Below are 16,863 nucleotides of genomic sequence, written 5' to 3'. Positions count from 1 at the left end.
TTATTTTAGACCTAGTTCCTTTAGTCTTTCATTAAGAAAGATCTCTGCTCTTGGATATTTATCAGAGAGATAAACATCTGATTTAGGATGTATAAAGCATGGTGTTGAAATTCTATCAAGATTTTCCTTTTCATCTTCAGGCTTAACAACTCTATGCTTAGTAGCTATGTATTCTCGATTTGTCATTTCTTGAAGCATATCACCAATATTAACAATTATAGACTCACTATCACAAGGCACATCATACCATTGGTTGTTAAATGGAGATAATACTTGTAAACCTGGTGAAGATGCTATTGGTAACAGTGTGATAAGATTAATATCCTCATGTGCAGCTGCTCTAACTGCACCTGGTTCTTCATCTCCTTGTATAACTGGGTAGTGTAATATCCTAAGTAAGGTATTTTCATAAGATGCTGTATCTCTCAGTCTTTGTGGTAACTTGCTTGCTACTGCAGGATCCATGTGCTCATCAATCCACCGTAACAGTATTTCACCAAGCTTAATCATTTTCTCAAACATCTCTCTAGCAGCACTACTGACTTCTGTTGGATATCTACCATTTGGAAAATATAAATGATAAAAATGTTTAATGTCTTTTACAGTTTCACCCTTAGCAACTTCTGAGACATCCTTAGGAAAATAGCCATCTTGATTCTTAACATCAAAGATATACTTATCAGCAAAGCCTGATTTTAAGAACTCTCGCCACTCTTTATAAACTGTTTGAATTAGGTTCCAAGCAATAGGATGAGTTCTAAGAACTGCAAAACCAGTTTCTTTTAAAGATCTAGTAAACAATTCAGCTGCATCATCTGCATAATAATCAACACTAAGAATATTCATTACCACTCCATTATTTTTAATAAAATTAAATTTGTGCCTATTATAGCAACTATACCATATTGTTGCATTAGCTAGATTTATTAATCACTGCTAGTTTATAGGCATGAAGCTTAAAATAAAATACTTATAGCAAAGTCAGCCTCTTGGGTGATGCTTTTGATAAATCTCTTGTAGACGATTTTGAGATATATGTGTATAAATAGTTGTTGTTGAAACATTACTATGACCAAGCAATAACTGTACTGATCTCAAATCAGCACCATGATTTAGTAAATGAGTAGCAAATGCGTGTCTCAGGGTATGAGGTGAAATATCAGTACCTATATTAGCAATAAACGCATAATTTTTGATACGGTGCCAAAATGACTGTCGCGTTATCCTTTTTGCATGTTTACTGATAAAAACTGCTTTCTCTTTGAATTTTTTAGATAAACTCAAGCGAGCTTCATTAAAATATTTTTGCAAATACTCCAGTGCATACTCACCTATTGGTACTATGCGCTCTTTTGATCCCTTCCCCATTACTTGAATTACACCAATATTGATATCTATATCATCTATATTCAACCCAACTAATTCGCTTACACGCAACCCGGTTGCATACATCAGCTCAAGCATTGCTTTATCGCGAATACCAACATCATCTGTCATATCAGGGGCTTGAAGCAATCTCTCAACATCAGTTTCTGTTATATCTTTAGGCAATTTCTTGGCTAATTTTGGTAATGTCAACTTGGCTGTAGGGTTGTTACCAGTTTGACCAGTTGAGACAAGCCAAGCATAGAATTTACGCAATGTCGATATCATTCGAGCATTAGAACGGCTACTATAACCATTTTTTGAACGATATGAAATAAAGGTATATAGCTGCTCAAAATCCAAACTAATTAAATCAGTTTTTGCGAAATAATTTTGTAAAAATTTAAGATCAGTACGATAAGATGAGATAGTATTTTGGCTTAAGCCATGCTCAAGCCAAAGATTATCAAGAAAAGCATCAACTGCTGAAGACACTTTTTAACAATCCTAGAATTATACTTTTTCTTTAATTCTAGCAGCTTTACCAGTAAGACCTCTCATGTAGTAAAGCTTAGCTCTACACACATCTGCTCTCTTCTCTACTATGATACTATCTATTAATGGTGAATGTGTTTGGAAAGTTCTTTCAACACCCATACCTGAAGATATCTTTCTTACTGTAAAAGCAGAGTGAAGACCTCTATTTCTTTTTCTAAGAACGAAACCTTTGAAAGCCTGAATTCTTTGCTTCTCACCTTCTTTAATCCATAAATTAACAGTAATAGAATCACCTGGATTAAATTCCGGAAGATCAGTTCTTAATTGTGACTTTTCTACTAACTCAACAAATTTATTTTTCATTATTCTTCTCCTTTTGTGCTTACCTTATCTATTTTATAATCATTTATAACTTGCTTATCTTCCGCAGATAGGCATAGGCACTCTATTAAATCTTTACGACGCTCATAAGTTCTTATTAACTTTTGCTTGTGCCTCCATTTAGCTATTTCTTTATGATTACCAGATAACAAAACATCAGGGACTGTATTACCATTTAGCAATACGGCTGGCTTTGTATAGTGTGGGTAGTCCAAAAGACCATCATAAAAGGAATCTTCTATAACAGATTCTTTATTGCTCAACACTTCTGGTAATAGCCTAATTAGGCTATCCATAATTATCATAGCAGGGATCTCACCACCACTTAATACAAAATCACCTACAGAAACTTCTTCATCAACGTAATCTTGTATTAGGCGCTCATCAACTCCTTCATATCTTCCACAAAGCAGTATTAATGAATCATATTTCAAAAGCTCAAGGGCCTTTTTATGGTTAAATATACCACCCTGAGGTGACAAGTATACTACTTTTGCACTACAACCTAAAGTATTTTTTGCATCTTCTATAGCTGCTGACAAAGGCTCATACTTCATTACCATCCCAGCACCACCACCAAAACTAGTATCATCTACAGTTGCACGCCTATCTGTAGTATAGTTACGTGGATTAAAGTATTTTATTGATAATTTAGAGTCTTTTAAAGCTCTAGCTGTAATCCCAAAATCATTTATTGCCCTAAACATTTCTGGAAATATTGATATTACTCCGAATTTCATTTTAATTACATTAAACTCAACGAAATTAACTCAACAGATTTAATTGTAGTTTTTAGAAAGCATAAATACAAATGTTTGTTTCTAATAAAGGCTAGGTACATAGGCTCGACCACTACACATTACTCCCATTTGTTAAGATTTTTCTTTAATGAATTTTTCTTATATGAGAGTAGATAATTGATCTATCAGAATATAATATATAGCTTAATGCAATATAACGTATTTGTAACTACGCAAATATTTTTGTCAATTTTGAAACTAATAATCGTATTCCCAATCAACTACTATCTTTTTTAAATTAAGATATTCACTAACAATATATTGCTTAACATAAGGAATCAGATATTCACTACCATCTTCCTTACACACCAAAACTTCATTAACGCCAGTTTCGATAATATCTACTACAACACCAAATGAATCATTGCTAGTATTTTTGACACTACAACCAATTAGATCTTTAAAATACGCTTCATCTTCAGCTAGCTCTGGTAACGCTTGCTTTGGCACACCAATTAGTGAGTTTACATACCTCTTAGCAGTCTCAACATCATTGATGTTGGCAAGTTTAATATAAATTTTATTAGCCCTTTTTAGCACACTTTCGCCTTTGAGCTGTTGCCAAACATTAGTTGCAGGTAATTGAATATACCAATTGCCATAGCTTAGAAGTGTTTCTATTGAACTTGCCAAAGGATATAAATTAAGCTCACCATCAAGCTTATAAGTAGCACCAACTTTAGCTATTTCCACTAAATTCTGTGACATAGGAGATAAATTTTTATTAAGAAGCTGGTGTATTAAGCAGCTTTTTTAGCTTCTTTGATTAGGCTAGCTATTCTATTAGAAAGTTGTGCGCCTTTTGCTAGCCAAGCTTCAACTTTAGCAACATCAAGCTTTAATCTCTCTTCACCACCTTTAGCTAAAGGATTAAAGAAACCTAATTTTTCGATAAACCTACCATCTCTTGGACTTCTTTTATCAGCAACTACGATTCTATAGAAAGGACGCTTTTTAGCTCCACCACGAGCCATACGAATTACTACCATTTATTATTCTCCGCTTTTGTATTTTAATTTTTTAATTACTAATATTTCATTAGCTAAGCTTAGTAGCCACCAACTTAGCAAAAAAATATGCAAAAACTTACCGGTAGTATTTTAAAGTCTCTTAGCTAAAATGTCAATAGTTGACTTGACATAAACATAAATATATAATACCGCAAGTCGCTGTATTTAACAAACAAATTGCTTGCGACATTAAATAATAAGCTAAAGCGTTTTTACTAAATTTTGCCTAAAAATTTTCTAGAAGCCTTTCAGCTAAACTAAAAGGAGCACAAAATGTCAAAAAATTATTTATTTACTTCTGAATCTGTATCAGAAGGACATCCAGATAAACTGGCTGATCAAATATCAGACGCAATTTTAGATGAGATTCTAAAACAAGATAAAAATGCTCGTGTAGCATGTGAAACTTTAGTAAAAACTGGTATGGCGTTAGTTGCTGGCGAAATTACAACATCTGCTTGGGTAGATATTGAAGAACTAGTAAGAAATGTTATTATAGAAACAGGATATGATAATGCCAGCAAAGGTATCGATGGTAGGACTTGCTCTGTAATTAATGCTATTGGTAAGCAGTCTAGAGATATTGCTCAAGGCGTAGATCATGGTTCCCTAGAAGATCTTGGTGCTGGTGACCAAGGTTTGATGTTTGGCTTTGCTACAAATGAAACACCAACGTTAATGCCATCAGCCATTTACTACTCTCACCTATTGATGAGAAAACAAGCGGAACTTAGAAAAACAGCTAAATTAGCATGGTTACGCCCTGATGCAAAAGCTCAAGTAACTCTAGCATATGAGGCTGATAAACCTAAATTTATCGATACGATCGTATTATCAACTCAACATGATGAGTCAATCTCTCAAAAAGAACTACATGATGCAGTGATTGAGGAAATCATTAATGAAGTTATCCCAGCTGAACTAATTACTAAAGATACTAAATATCATATAAACCCAACTGGTGTATTTCTAATTGGTGGACCACAGGGTGATTGCGGCCTTACAGGAAGAAAAATTATTGTCGATACTTATGGTGGTTCTGCTCATCATGGTGGTGGTGCTTTCTCTGGTAAAGATCCTTCTAAAGTTGATCGTTCAGGCGCTTATATGGGTAGATATATAGCTAAAAATATCGTAGCAGCTGGTCTAGCTGACAAGTGTGAAGTACAATTAGCATATGCGATTGGTATAGCAAAACCAGTTTCTCTAATGGTTAATACTTTTGGTACTGGTAAAATGACTGATAATCAAATAGAAAATCTCGTGGCTGAGGTTTTTGATCTTAGAGTCGGTAAAATTATTGAAAATCTCGACTTATTAAGACCAATTTATCACAAGACTTCTAACTATGGTCACTTTGGGCGCGAATTACCAGAGTTTAGTTGGGAAAAAATTGATAAGGCTGACATTCTTAAATCAGCATCTAAAATATAAGCGTATTGTGTTCTAAGTCTTTAACACTGTTAACTATTTTAGCCATTTATTAGATAATGTCATCATTTTATTTTTCTTGCTAACAACTACGCATTTACTGCAAAACTTGTTAATTTATGAGCATTCTAATAGTTGAACTATTCAAAATACTCCTTCAATTTTTTTGATTGAATTAATTAAACAAAGATAATTAAACTATACTCTTGTGCAAGAGCATTGAGTAATCCGATAAGCTCAGCAACTACCTTTATAACTTATTAGCTTAGAATATCTAAAAATAAAATTTTTATAGTAATTAACTTTAATATGAGAATGATATTTATGCAATAGTACTAGCTTTATTGTATTTTTTCTTCGCCTGGATAAACTCAATTTTTAAATCTTTATATTTTGATTTAATCTCTTTAAGATCAGCTTTAGACAATACATTATCTTTCTTAGCTTTCAAATATTCTTGCTTAGCGTTATACATATTTTTAACATTTGTAACAAGCTTAGTATACTTCTCTTCAATACTAAGATGAAAAGTCTTATTTTTCTTAGTTAATGCTTCTTCTAACTTAACTTTTGCTTTAGCAATTTCAATTAAATGCTTAGGTGTTGTCTTAAGATCATAACACCAGCCTATCTTAGCCAAACCAGCAATAAACCACTTAGATGGATCTAAATCAAACCATCTAATACCATTTCTATAATCACCAGCAAAGGCATGATGGTAATTATGGTAACCTTCACCACCTGTTACGATAGCTGTAATCCAACTATCTCTAGCTGTATTTTTTGTGGAGTAAGGTCTTTTACCGATAGTATGTGCTAGAGAGTTGATACAAAAAGTCGCATGATGGACTAATATAACCCTAAGAAAACCACCAAGAAGCAAGAAACCCAGAGCACTATGCCAAGCAGCTTTAAGCGTATGATCACTCAAAAAACCAAATATAAATCCTACCAGTGCAGGTAAACCAAAACATGATAAAATCGCTAATACAGTATAATGATTATGCTGGAATACTAGTGCTTTATCTTTTAGAAGATCATTTACACCTCTGATTTCTTGAACATCAGGGCTACTATGTCTTATTAGCCAGCCAAAATGAGAAAACCAGAAGCCACGTGTAGCAGCATATGGATCTTTAACAGGATCATCAACATCTTTATGATGTTTTCTATGATCTGAAGCCCACTGAATTACACTATTTTGTAGTGCTGCCGTACCAAAAACTAAAAGTATATAGCTGACAATCTTATTCGCCTTATAAGTCTTATGTGACCATAATCTATGATATCCCATTGTGATACCAATACCTGTCAGTGCATAAAAAACGACTAAGCAAATATAGTCAGAAGTCGTAAAACCATAAGTCACAGCATACCAAGGTACTGCTATCAAAGTAAATAGTGGAAGGATTAATAGCCCGAAAACACTTTTCCAGACTATACTACCTTCTTTTTCTATGGTTTGGTATATTATTTGATTATTATTCATTTGGAACCCTTTTTTGAATTGACACACTCTGTGTGGATGTAAAAAATTTTATTACAGCTTAATGATAGCACAACTATAACTTTTTTGATAGTACTTTATACAAAGGCTAGATTGATGACCTTGCTTTAACATTAATCTCTAAATTAGTGTCTTTAAAACCATTTACATATCTATATGCCCCTGCCAAAGCAATCATTGCACCATTATCTGTGCAATATTTCATTGGCGGAAAAAATATTTGATAGCCTTGACTCCTAGCTAATAGATCTAGTCGTTTCCGCAATAGTTTATTTGCACTGACTCCACCTGAAATAACCAATCTTGTATTTTTGGTTCTTTGTAGTGCCTTAGCACATTTAAAGACTAAGACATCTATAGCAGCATCTTGGAAAGCATAGCATAGATTAGCCTTATTCTCTAATGACTGATCTTGCTCATCATACCATGTATTTAGAACTGCAGTCTTTAAACCACTAAAACTAAAATCTAAATTAGGCTTATTTTTCATTGGCCTTGGTAATCTATACTTAGCCTGATCAATGGCTTGATCAGCTAAATTTGCCACCTCAACTCCACCAGGGTAACCCATACCTAAAAGCTTAGCTATTTTATCAAATGCCTCACCTGCAGCATCATCAATTGATTCACCTAATAGACTATACTTCCCAAAATCTTTTACTTCAAATAGCTGTGTATGACCTCCAGAAACTAGTAAAGCTACAAAAGGATATTCTATATCACTATTTTGATCTAATAATGGTGATAGTAGATGACCCTCTAGATGATGTACCGCAATTGTATCAATGCCGTGGATTAAACCTAATGTTTTAGCAAATGTAGCGCCTACCATCAAAGCTCCAACTAAACCAGGCATCGCAGTATATGCTATACAATCAATATCTTCAAAGCTAAGATCTGTTTCTTTGAATATCTTCTTGGCTAAATCATTAAGCTTAGCAGTATGCTCACGCGAGGCAAGCTCAGGAACAACACCACCGTATTTCTTATGTAACTTGATTTGACTATATAAAGCATCTACTATCAACTTTTTTGTCGAATAGTCATATATCGCTAAGCCTGTTTCATCACAGGAGCTTTCAATACCAAGTACTAGCATTATTTCTTAGCAGTCCCCGCACCACCATTAGTTTTAGTAATCTGGATAAACTTAGTTATGAAAGAGCCAACAACCAAACCAATAACAAATGAGATTGATAGCAAGACCATTAATGGTAAAGTGGCATTACCGAAAATATAATCAAAGCTGACAGTATCTGTATTTAATATGGATAATAATACAATTAGTATGATTGTTATACCAAATAATATCTGCCAAAATAACTTTTTAATCGCACTAAACATTAACTATATTCTTACAGTTATATTATATAGCACTATTATAATTGAAAATATTTGAATAATAAAATTTTATTTGAATTGAAAAATAATCAAAGATTAGAAATCTAAAGACTCAAGAGCATTTCTTAATGACTCTTCAATATCTTCATTAATATCTTTATCTTCTTTTTCAGATTGAGTACTCTCAAAAGAAATTTCTTCAGGATTTAAAGATGATAAATCAGTAAACGTCATGTTATCCTCAACTCCTAACTCTTCACGCATTTTTTCAATTTTAGCTGACTCTTTTCTTACTGCTAAACCAGTACCTGTTGGTATTAATCTACCGATAAGAACGTTTTCTTTAAGTCCTCTTAAATTATCAATCTGCGAATTTATCGAAGCCTCAGTAAGTACCCTTGTTGTTTCTTGGAAAGAAGCAGCTGACAAGAATGATTCCGTAGATAAAGAAGAGCGTGTAATACCCATCAGTACAAGCTCATACTCGACTGCTTTTTTACCTTGCTTACTCAGTTTATCATTCTCTTCAAGAATTCTTACTAGTTCAACATTTTCTTCTTTGACAAATTTACTATCACCCTCATCAAGAATTACAGCTTTTCTCAACATTTGTCTTACAATTGTCTCAATATGCTTATCATTGATCACAACACCCTGCATACGATACACAGACTGTGCTTCAATAAGGATATAATCAGCAAATTCCTCAAGCCCTTTGTACTTAAGAAGATCATGTGGATCAGTAGGTCCATCAGCTAAAACATCACCCATGGAAACTTGTTCACCATCAAAAACTACTAGATGACGAGATTTAGGTAGTAATATTTCTTCAACAATATGACCATTCTTATCTATAATCTCAATTCTCTGTTTCTCTTTAGTGTCTCTGTTTCCAAGCCTAACCATACCATCACATGGAGAAAGTATAGCAGCATCCTTAGGACGTCTAGCCTCGAAAAGCTCAGCAACACGTGGAAGGCCCCCAGTAATATCTTTATTCTTAGAACCTTCTAGAGGGATCTTAGCCACGACATCACCAACTTTGAGATTAAAGTCATCAGTAACGTTTAACACCGCACCAACTGATAAAGGTATTGATTTAAGCTCATTACCTTTTTCATCAACAACTTTAACTACTGGTTTTAAGTTCTTAGATGTTGTTCTTTGTGATATCGAAGTTATTTCAATAGTTTGCTGACCAGTTAGATCATCATAAGTATGCTTAGATGTTATACCATCTATGACATCTTCAAGAACAACTTTACCAGCCACATCAGTTATTAACGGCTGAGCATGCGGATCCCATGTAGCAATCACATCACCAATTTCAACAGCTTTACCACTCGCTAAAGGAACAGTAGCGCCCATAGGGATCTTATGCTGTTCCCTTACTCTACCCATAGTATCAGAAACAATAATCTCACCGGCGCGTGATATAACAATTTCTTGACCTTCTTTATTGGTTACAGTTCTAATATTTTTAAACTTAATCTTACCAGCAGTCTTAACTTTGATGTCAGAAACTGTAATACCTAGAGAAGCAGCACCACCTGTATGAAATGTTCTCATCGTTAACTGTGTTCCTGGTTCACCAATTGATTGTGCTGCAATCACGCCAACAGATTCACCAACATTAACTTGTTTCTCACGAGCCAGATCACGACCATAACACTTAGCACATAATCCTCTACGCGTTTTACAAGTTATTGGAGATCTGATCTTGATCATATCAATACCATTATCATCAAGCAACTCAACAAGATTTTCATCTAATAGAGTACCTGCTTCGAGTAACACAACTCCTTTTTCAGTAACAACATCTGCCGCTAAAGTTCTTCCCAAAGTTCGCTCTGCTAGAGGAACTTTAACTTCACCATCCTCAACAATAGCTGAGAACATTAAACCATCATCAGTCCCACAATCTTCTTCAATAACAACTAAATCTTGAGCAACATCAACTAATCTACGAGTTAAATAACCTGCATTAGCTGTCTTAAGAGCCGTATCAGCTAGACCTTTACGCGCACCATGCGTAGATGTAAAATACTGCAATACTGACAGACCTTCTCTAAAGTTTGCCGTAATTGCAGTCTCAATCATAGTACCATCTGGTTTTGCCATTAGACCACGCATACCCGCAAGCTGTCTCATCTGATTATAAGAACTCCTTGCACCTGATTTAGCCATCATATATACAGAGTTAAATGACTCAATTTCTTTTTTATTGCCATTAACTATAAGAGTGTCTTTAGATATCGCATCCATCATCGAAGCTCCAACCTCATCAGAAGTTTTACTCCAAATATTGATAATATTATTATATCTCTCATTTTCAGTAATTAATGAAGATTGATACTGTTCAGTAATGTGCTTAATCTCTTTTTCTGCTTCTTCAATTTTAGCTTCTTTGTTATCAGGGATAGTCATATCATCAACACCAACAGATACACCTGATAATGTTGAATATTTAAAACCTGCATACATCAATTTATCAGCTAAAACTACCGTGGCCTTCCCACCTAAAACTCTAAATGCTTGCTTGATAATTTTAGAAATTTCTTTCTTAACTAACACTTTGTTTAGTAAAGAGAAAGATAAACCTTCAGGTAGTATATTTAGTAAAAGTGCTCTACCAACAGTAGTAGTGACTACACCTTTTTCATTATATGTATTACCTTTAGTATCAAATACTTGTCTATCTATTCTTAGCTTTATCTTAGCATGGATATCTATAGTTCCTGAGTTGTAGGATCTACTTACATCCTCATAACTAGAGAATAATTTACCATCACCACGCGCATCTTCTTTCTCTCTAGTTATATAGTACAGACCTAATACAATATCCTGAGTAGGAGTAATAATCGGTTGACCAGATGCAGGTGATAAGATGTTATTTGTTGACATCATTAATACTCTAGCTTCTAATTGTGACTCAACCGTTAGCGGTACGTGTACAGCCATTTGGTCACCATCAAAGTCAGCATTAAATGCCGCACAAACTAATGGGTGTAACTGTATAGCCTTACCTTCAATAAGCTTAGGTTCAAATGCTTGAATACCTAGTCTATGTAATGTAGGAGCACGGTTTAATAACACTGGGTGCTCATTAATTACAGTCTCGAGAATATCCCATACTACTGCCTCTTCTAGTTCAACCATTCTCTTAGCCTGTTTGATAGTCGTTGCATGACCACCTAATCTTAGCTTAGAATATACAAATGGCTTAAATAACTCCAGTGCCATCTTCTTAGGTAAACCACACTCATATAGCCTAAGTGATGGACCTACTGTAATCACCGAACGACCAGAGTAGTCAACACGCTTACCTAATAAGTTTTGACGGAAACGCCCCTGCTTACCTTTAATCATGTCAGCTAGTGATTTAAGTGGTCTCTTGTTAGCACCTGTTACTGCTCTACCACGTCTACCATTATCTAATAAAGCATCGACTGCTTCTTGTAACATTCTTTTTTCATTTCTAACAATGATATCAGGAGCATTTAGGTCTAATAGCTTTTTAAGCCTATTATTTCTATTGATTACTCGACGATATAAATCATTAAGATCAGAAGTTGCAAACCTACCACCTTCAATCGGCACCAATGGTCTTAAATCTGGTGGTAATACAGGCAATACAGTCATAACCATCCACTCAGGTTTATTACCAGAAGCTTGGAAAGTCTCAAGAAGTCTTAATCTCTTGATAGCCTTTTCTTTCTTAACTGTAGATTTACTATCTTCATACTCAGCTTGAAGTAACTCAATCTCTGACTCAATATCAGTATCCGCTAATAAATCTCTTATAGCTTCAGCGCCCATCGACGCTTCAAACTCATAGCCATAGCTTTCTAGCGCTTCAGCATACTCCTCATCTGTAAGAAGTTGTTTTTTTTCTAATGGAGTCAAACCAGGGTCAGTAACTATATACGACTCAAAGTATAAAACCTTTTCAACGTTCTTTAATGGCATATCTAAGAATAAACCTATTCTAGAAGGTAAAGACTTTAGATACCAAATATGCACAACAGGACATATTAAATCAATATGTCCCATTCTTTCCCTTCTTACTTTAGCTTGCTCCACTTCAACACCACAGCGCTCACATACTACGCCACGGTGCTTAAGTCTTTTATACTTACCACATAAGCACTCATAGTCTTTTATAGGTCCAAATATCTTAGCACAGAATAATCCATCTCTCTCAGGCTTAAATGTCCTATAGTTTATAGTTTCTGGTTTTTTAACTTCACCATGAGACCATGAACGAATAACCTCAGGAGATGCTAGAGATATTTTAATAATATCAAACTTTTTACTATTGTAATTTTGATGTAGGATACTGTTATTCACAGGTAATTCTCCTATGCTTTTATTTTAATAACAAAAAATAAGTAGCTTTAAATTAAGATGCTTATTCTTCCTCAGATGAATAGTCAAAATCCATATCTATACCCAATGCTCTAACTTCATTCCTTAAAACATTAAATGATTCTGGAACATCAACATTCATAGTTAATTTACCATCAACTATATTCTTATACATTTTAGATCTTCCTGTTATGTCATCTGACTTAACTGTTAACATCTCTCTTAATGTATAAGCAGCACCATACGCTTGTAATGCCCAAACTTCCATCTCACCAAATCTTTGTCCACCAAACTGTGCCTTACCACCTAGTGGCTGCTGTGTAACTAAACTATATGAGCCAGTGGACCTAGCATGCATCTTATCATCTACTAAGTGATCTAGTTTTAGCATATACATATAACCAACTGTTACATGTCTATCAAAAGGCTTACCAGTACGACCATCAAAAAGCTTCATCTGGCCATTAGTTGCAAAGCCACCTATTTTCAGTAGAGATTTGATGTCTTCTTCTTTAGCACCATCAAATACTGGCGTAGCAATAGGTACACCACCTTTTAGGTTTTCACAAAGATTTAGTATCTCTTCATCATTTAAAGCCTCAAGATTAACTTTCTTATCACCAACACTATTATATACTTCTTCTAAAGTATTTCTTAGCTCAGATGCTTTTCTAGTTTCCTCAAGAGCTTTTTCTATCTTTTTACCCAATCCGTAAGAAGCTAAACCTAAGTGTGCCTCTAAAATCTGTCCAATATTCATACGCGATGGGATACCTAAAGGATTGAGACAAACATCGACAGGAGTACCATCTTCCATATACGGCATATCTTCAACAGGTAGTACACGCGAAACAACACCTTTGTTACCGTGACGACCAGCCATCTTATCACCAGGTTGGATACACTTTTTAATCGCAACAAAAACTTTAACAGTCTTAAGCACACCTGGAGATAATTCATTACTTTGAGTAATAGATTTTTTCTTAGCTTCAAATCTAGTCTCTATAGCAATTTTAGCTTCTTCATAATACTCTCTAGCATTCTGAACTTTCTCTTCAAGCTTCTCATCCTCAAAAGAGATTTCTAACCACTTAGCAAATGGTAACTTCTCTAAGAACTCTTTAGTAAGAATAGCACCTTTTTTAAGACCTTTTGCTTTTTGGATTCTTGCACCAATAACATCTTTCTCAATTGATAATTTAACTACAGATTCAATTACCGCAAACTCCTCATCAAAGTCCTTACGAGCTTTTTCGATTAGTTCTTTTTCAATCTTAAGAGCTCGCTTACTCTTGCCGCCTTTGTCATTCTCAAATACTTGAACATTAATCACCGTACCAGAAGTACCACTTGGCATTCTTAATGAACTATCAGCAACATTTGATGCTTTTTCATTAAAGATTGCCCTAAGTAATCTCTCTTCAGGTGTTAATTGCTGTTCTGCTTTTGGTGTAATTTTTGCCACTAAAATATCACCAGCTTCGACATTAGCTCCAATATAGACAATACCTGATTCGTCAAGTTTTGCCAAACTAGATTCGCTAACATTTGGAATATCTGCAGTTATCTCTTCAGGACCAAGCTTAGTATCACGAGCCACACATGTGAATTCTTCAATATGGATACTAGTATACTTATCATCTTTCACTATTCTTTCGGATAGCAAGATTGAATCCTCAAAGTTATAACCATTCCATGGCATGAAAGCAACCATCAAGTTATGTCCTAAAGACAATTCACCAAAATCAGTTGCAAAGCCATCAGCTAAAATATCACCAGCTTCTACTTTATCACCAACATTTACTATTGGACGCTGGTTAATACAAGTATTTTTATTTGAGCGTTTAAATTTAGTTAGACTGTAAATATCGACTAAATTACTAGTTTGTGATTTTTCAGTATCTACCTTAATAACGATTCTATTAGAATCAACCTCAGCCACTTCACCAGCATTTCTTGCGATAATACAGTTACCAGAGTCTCTAGCAACAATTTTCTCCATACCAGTACCGACTAAAGGCTTCTCAGATTTAAGAGTTGGTACTGCTTGACGTTGCATATTTGCACCCATCAATACCCTGTTAGCATCATCATGCTCAAGGAAAGGAATAAGCGCTGCAGCCGCTGAAACCATCTGCTTTGCAGAAACATCCATATACTGAACTCTACTTGACTCAGTAAATATAGCCTCACCACCAGAACGACATTGAATAAGGTCTTCAACGAAGTGGTTATTTCCATCAAGCTTAGTAGATGCTTGTGCAATTACATAGTTATCTTCATCTATAGCAGATAAATACTCAATTTCATTCGTAACTTTACCGTTGATAACTTTTCGATATGGCGCTTCTAAGAAACCATAATCATTAATACGAGCATAACTTGCTAACGAGTTAATTAAACCAATATTTGGGCCCTCTGGAGTCTCAATTGGACATAATCTACCATAGTGTGTTGCGTGAACATCACGTACCTCAAAACCTGCTCTATCACGTGATAAACCACCTGGACCTAGTGCAGATATTCTTCTCTTATGTGTTACTTCTGATAATGGGTTATCTTGATCCATGAATTGCGATAAAGCACCAGAAGTAAAGAATTCTTTAATTGCTGTTGTAATTGGCTTAGAGTTGACGATATCTTTTGGCATAAGCTTATCTTTATGCACTAAAGACATACTTTCACGAATACCCTTTTCAACACGATAAAGTCCTATTCTAAACTGGTTCTCAACCATCTCACCAACAGAACGTACACGTCTATTGCCTAAGTGATCGATATCGTCAACTTTACCTTTACCATCACGGATATTTATAAGCTCCTCAATTACACCAATAATATCACTATTTTCTAAAGTATAGATATCCTTAGATACTTTATCTGAACCTAATCTGGCATTTAATTTCATTCTACCAATATCAGAAAGGCTATATCTACTTTCAATAAAGAATAAACCTTCAAATAAAGATTTAACTGAAGCTGCTGCAGGAGGATCACCTGGTCGTAAGACTTTATATATTTCAACAAGAGCCTCATCAGTATTTCTTGCAAGATCATATTTTAGAGTATCAGATATATATTTGCCTCTTTCTGTGGTTATAAAATCAATAACCTCAAGCTCAATCATACCAATCTCTACGCATGTTTCTAATAAACTCTCTGTGACATCATCATTTGCATAAGCTATAACTTCACCAGTAGCTTCATTAATGATATCTTTTGCCATTCTAAATGTGCTTACTAAATCAAAATCAATTGCAATAGAGTCAACACCAGCATCTTTGATTTTCTTAACATCTCTTGAAGTTAATTTCTTATTCTTTTTAACAATAACATTGTCTTGAGCATCAACGATGTCAAATTTAAGTAGCTCACCCTTCATATTTGAAAGGTTATCAAGTTTAAGAGCAAAACCTTTATTGTTAAAAGTAATTGTCTTAATATCGGAGAAGTTCTCTAATATTTGCTCCTGAGTATAACCAAGAGCTTTTAAAATAACAGTAGCGCAGAATTTTCTTTTTCTGTCAATCCTAGCCCATATAATACCTTTTGAGTCAAATTCAAAATCAAGCCACGAACCTCTATATGGAATAATACGTGCTGAGAATGCTCCTTCCTCAGAGTCATCTTTACTAAAGAATACTCCTGGTGATCTATGCAACTGAGAAACTACCACCCTTTCTGTTCCATTAATGATAAAAGTACCATTAGTTGTCATCAGTGGAATATCTCCCATATATACATACTCTTCTCTAATATCTTCGACAATTTTCTCATTTGGAAGAGCATCTTTATTATATACAACTAATCTTAACTTCACATTTAATGGTGCATCATAAGTAGCACCACGAACCTGACATTCAGTTTCATCGAAAGTAGGCTCATCAATTTGATAATCAACATAGTGAATTTCATATTGACCATTTTTACTCTCAACAGGGAAAGATTGTTTTAAAACTAGTTCAAGTCCAGAGTGAATTCTTCCCTTCGCTGCGTCTGCAGTCAAGAATTTTTTGTATGACTCTGTTTGAATAGAAAGTAAATATGGCACATCTAAGATATGAGGAAGAACCCCAAACTCTTTACGAATTCTTTTTTTCTCAGCGTATGAGTAAGACATCAAAAACATCCCTAAGATTTTGTTTACACAAAATAAAAAGCA

12 protein-coding genes are annotated in these 16,863 nt (G+C 34.5%); 1 reads left to right on the top strand and 11 read right to left on the bottom strand.

The genetic code is table 11. The annotated features are described in order from the left end of the window. The 6 genes from FSC845_RS03125 to rpsP form a co-directional block, all read right to left on the bottom strand. Window positions 1–846, bottom strand: coding sequence for a 2OG-Fe(II) oxygenase family protein (locus tag FSC845_RS03125; protein ID WP_064460694.1), 846 nt, complete (start codon window positions 844–846; stop codon window positions 1–3). Between the two features lie 135 nt (window positions 847–981). Next, window positions 982–1,860 carry a site-specific tyrosine recombinase XerD gene (gene xerD, locus FSC845_RS03120; protein ID WP_064460693.1) on the bottom strand — a complete coding sequence of 293 codons (879 nt, stop codon included), beginning with the start codon at window positions 1,858–1,860 and terminating at the stop codon, window positions 982–984. Between the two features lie 18 nt (window positions 1,861–1,878). Then, window positions 1,879–2,226 carry a 50S ribosomal protein L19 gene (gene rplS / locus FSC845_RS03115; RefSeq protein WP_064460692.1) on the bottom strand — a complete coding sequence of 116 codons (348 nt, stop codon included), beginning with the start codon at window positions 2,224–2,226 and terminating at the stop codon, window positions 1,879–1,881. Further along, window positions 2,226–2,984 carry a tRNA (guanosine(37)-N1)-methyltransferase TrmD gene (trmD, locus tag FSC845_RS03110; protein ID WP_064460691.1) on the bottom strand — a complete coding sequence of 253 codons (759 nt, stop codon included), beginning with the start codon at window positions 2,982–2,984 and terminating at the stop codon, window positions 2,226–2,228. Before trmD ends, rplS begins: the two co-directional genes overlap by 1 nt. Window positions 2,985–3,242: 258 nt before the next feature. Continuing rightward, a complete protein-coding gene (gene rimM, locus FSC845_RS03105; RefSeq protein WP_064460690.1) occupies window positions 3,243–3,752 on the bottom strand; it encodes a ribosome maturation factor RimM in 510 nt (169 codons plus the stop codon). Window positions 3,753–3,784: 32 nt separating this feature from the next. Then, entirely contained in the window at window positions 3,785–4,033 is a 249-nt protein-coding gene (gene rpsP, locus FSC845_RS03100) for a 30S ribosomal protein S16 (protein ID WP_064460689.1), read from the bottom strand. Between the two features lie 294 nt (window positions 4,034–4,327). Here rpsP and metK point away from each other — a divergent pair, with 294 nt between their 5' ends. Continuing rightward, entirely contained in the window at window positions 4,328–5,488 is a 1,161-nt protein-coding gene (metK, locus tag FSC845_RS03095; RefSeq protein ID WP_064460688.1) for a methionine adenosyltransferase, read from the top strand. Between the two features lie 319 nt (window positions 5,489–5,807). Here the strand turns inward: metK and FSC845_RS03090 are convergent, their stop codons facing one another. The 5 genes from FSC845_RS03090 to rpoB all read right to left on the bottom strand — a co-directional run bounded on the left by FSC845_RS03090 (window position 5,808) and on the right by rpoB (window position 16,821). After that, complete coding sequence (locus FSC845_RS03090) at window positions 5,808–6,974, bottom strand: acyl-CoA desaturase (RefSeq protein ID WP_064460687.1); 1,167 nt, start codon at window positions 6,972–6,974, stop codon at window positions 5,808–5,810. A 106-nt stretch (window positions 6,975–7,080) separates the two neighbouring features. Continuing rightward, window positions 7,081–8,091 carry a tRNA (adenosine(37)-N6)-threonylcarbamoyltransferase complex transferase subunit TsaD gene (gene tsaD / locus FSC845_RS03085; RefSeq protein WP_064460686.1) on the bottom strand — a complete coding sequence of 337 codons (1,011 nt, stop codon included), beginning with the start codon at window positions 8,089–8,091 and terminating at the stop codon, window positions 7,081–7,083. Then, a complete protein-coding gene (locus FSC845_RS03080) occupies window positions 8,091–8,336 on the bottom strand; it encodes a LapA family protein (RefSeq protein WP_064460685.1) in 246 nt (81 codons plus the stop codon). The genes tsaD and FSC845_RS03080 overlap by 1 nt, the downstream gene beginning before the upstream one ends. A gap of 93 nt (window positions 8,337–8,429) precedes the next feature. Further along, complete coding sequence (gene rpoC / locus FSC845_RS03075; RefSeq protein ID WP_064460684.1) at window positions 8,430–12,683, bottom strand: DNA-directed RNA polymerase subunit beta'; 4,254 nt, start codon at window positions 12,681–12,683, stop codon at window positions 8,430–8,432. Window positions 12,684–12,744: 61 nt separating this feature from the next. Further along, entirely contained in the window at window positions 12,745–16,821 is a 4,077-nt protein-coding gene (gene rpoB, locus FSC845_RS03070; RefSeq protein ID WP_064460683.1) for a DNA-directed RNA polymerase subunit beta, read from the bottom strand. Window positions 16,822–16,863 lie beyond the last annotated feature (42 nt).

The sequence above is a fragment of the Francisella persica ATCC VR-331 genome (assembly GCF_001653955.1).
Taxonomy (GTDB): domain Bacteria; phylum Pseudomonadota; class Gammaproteobacteria; order Francisellales; family Francisellaceae; genus Francisella; species Francisella persica.
This window is presented reverse-complemented; position numbering and strand designations above follow the sequence as displayed.

What these genes read in the sequence shown, in the direction of transcription:
- FSC845_RS03125 (WP_064460694.1), bottom strand. Translation starts at nt 846, where the DNA reads ATGAATATTCTTAGTGTTGATTATTATGCAGATGATGCAGCTGAATTG.
- rplS (WP_064460692.1), bottom strand. Translation starts at nt 2,226, where the DNA reads ATGAAAAATAAATTTGTTGAGTTAGTAGAAAAGTCACAATTAAGAACT.
- trmD (WP_064460691.1), bottom strand. Translation starts at nt 2,984, where the DNA reads ATGAAATTCGGAGTAATATCAATATTTCCAGAAATGTTTAGGGCAATA.
- rimM (WP_064460690.1), bottom strand. Translation starts at nt 3,752, where the DNA reads ATGTCACAGAATTTAGTGGAAATAGCTAAAGTTGGTGCTACTTATAAG.
- rpsP (WP_064460689.1), bottom strand. Translation starts at nt 4,033, where the DNA reads ATGGTAGTAATTCGTATGGCTCGTGGTGGAGCTAAAAAGCGTCCTTTC.
- metK (WP_064460688.1), top strand. Translation starts at nt 4,328, where the DNA reads ATGTCAAAAAATTATTTATTTACTTCTGAATCTGTATCAGAAGGACAT.
- FSC845_RS03090 (WP_064460687.1), bottom strand. Translation starts at nt 6,974, where the DNA reads ATGAATAATAATCAAATAATATACCAAACCATAGAAAAAGAAGGTAGT.
- tsaD (WP_064460686.1), bottom strand. Translation starts at nt 8,091, where the DNA reads ATGCTAGTACTTGGTATTGAAAGCTCCTGTGATGAAACAGGCTTAGCG.
- FSC845_RS03080 (WP_064460685.1), bottom strand. Translation starts at nt 8,336, where the DNA reads ATGTTTAGTGCGATTAAAAAGTTATTTTGGCAGATATTATTTGGTATA.
- rpoB (WP_064460683.1), bottom strand. Translation starts at nt 16,821, where the DNA reads ATGTCTTACTCATACGCTGAGAAAAAAAGAATTCGTAAAGAGTTTGGG.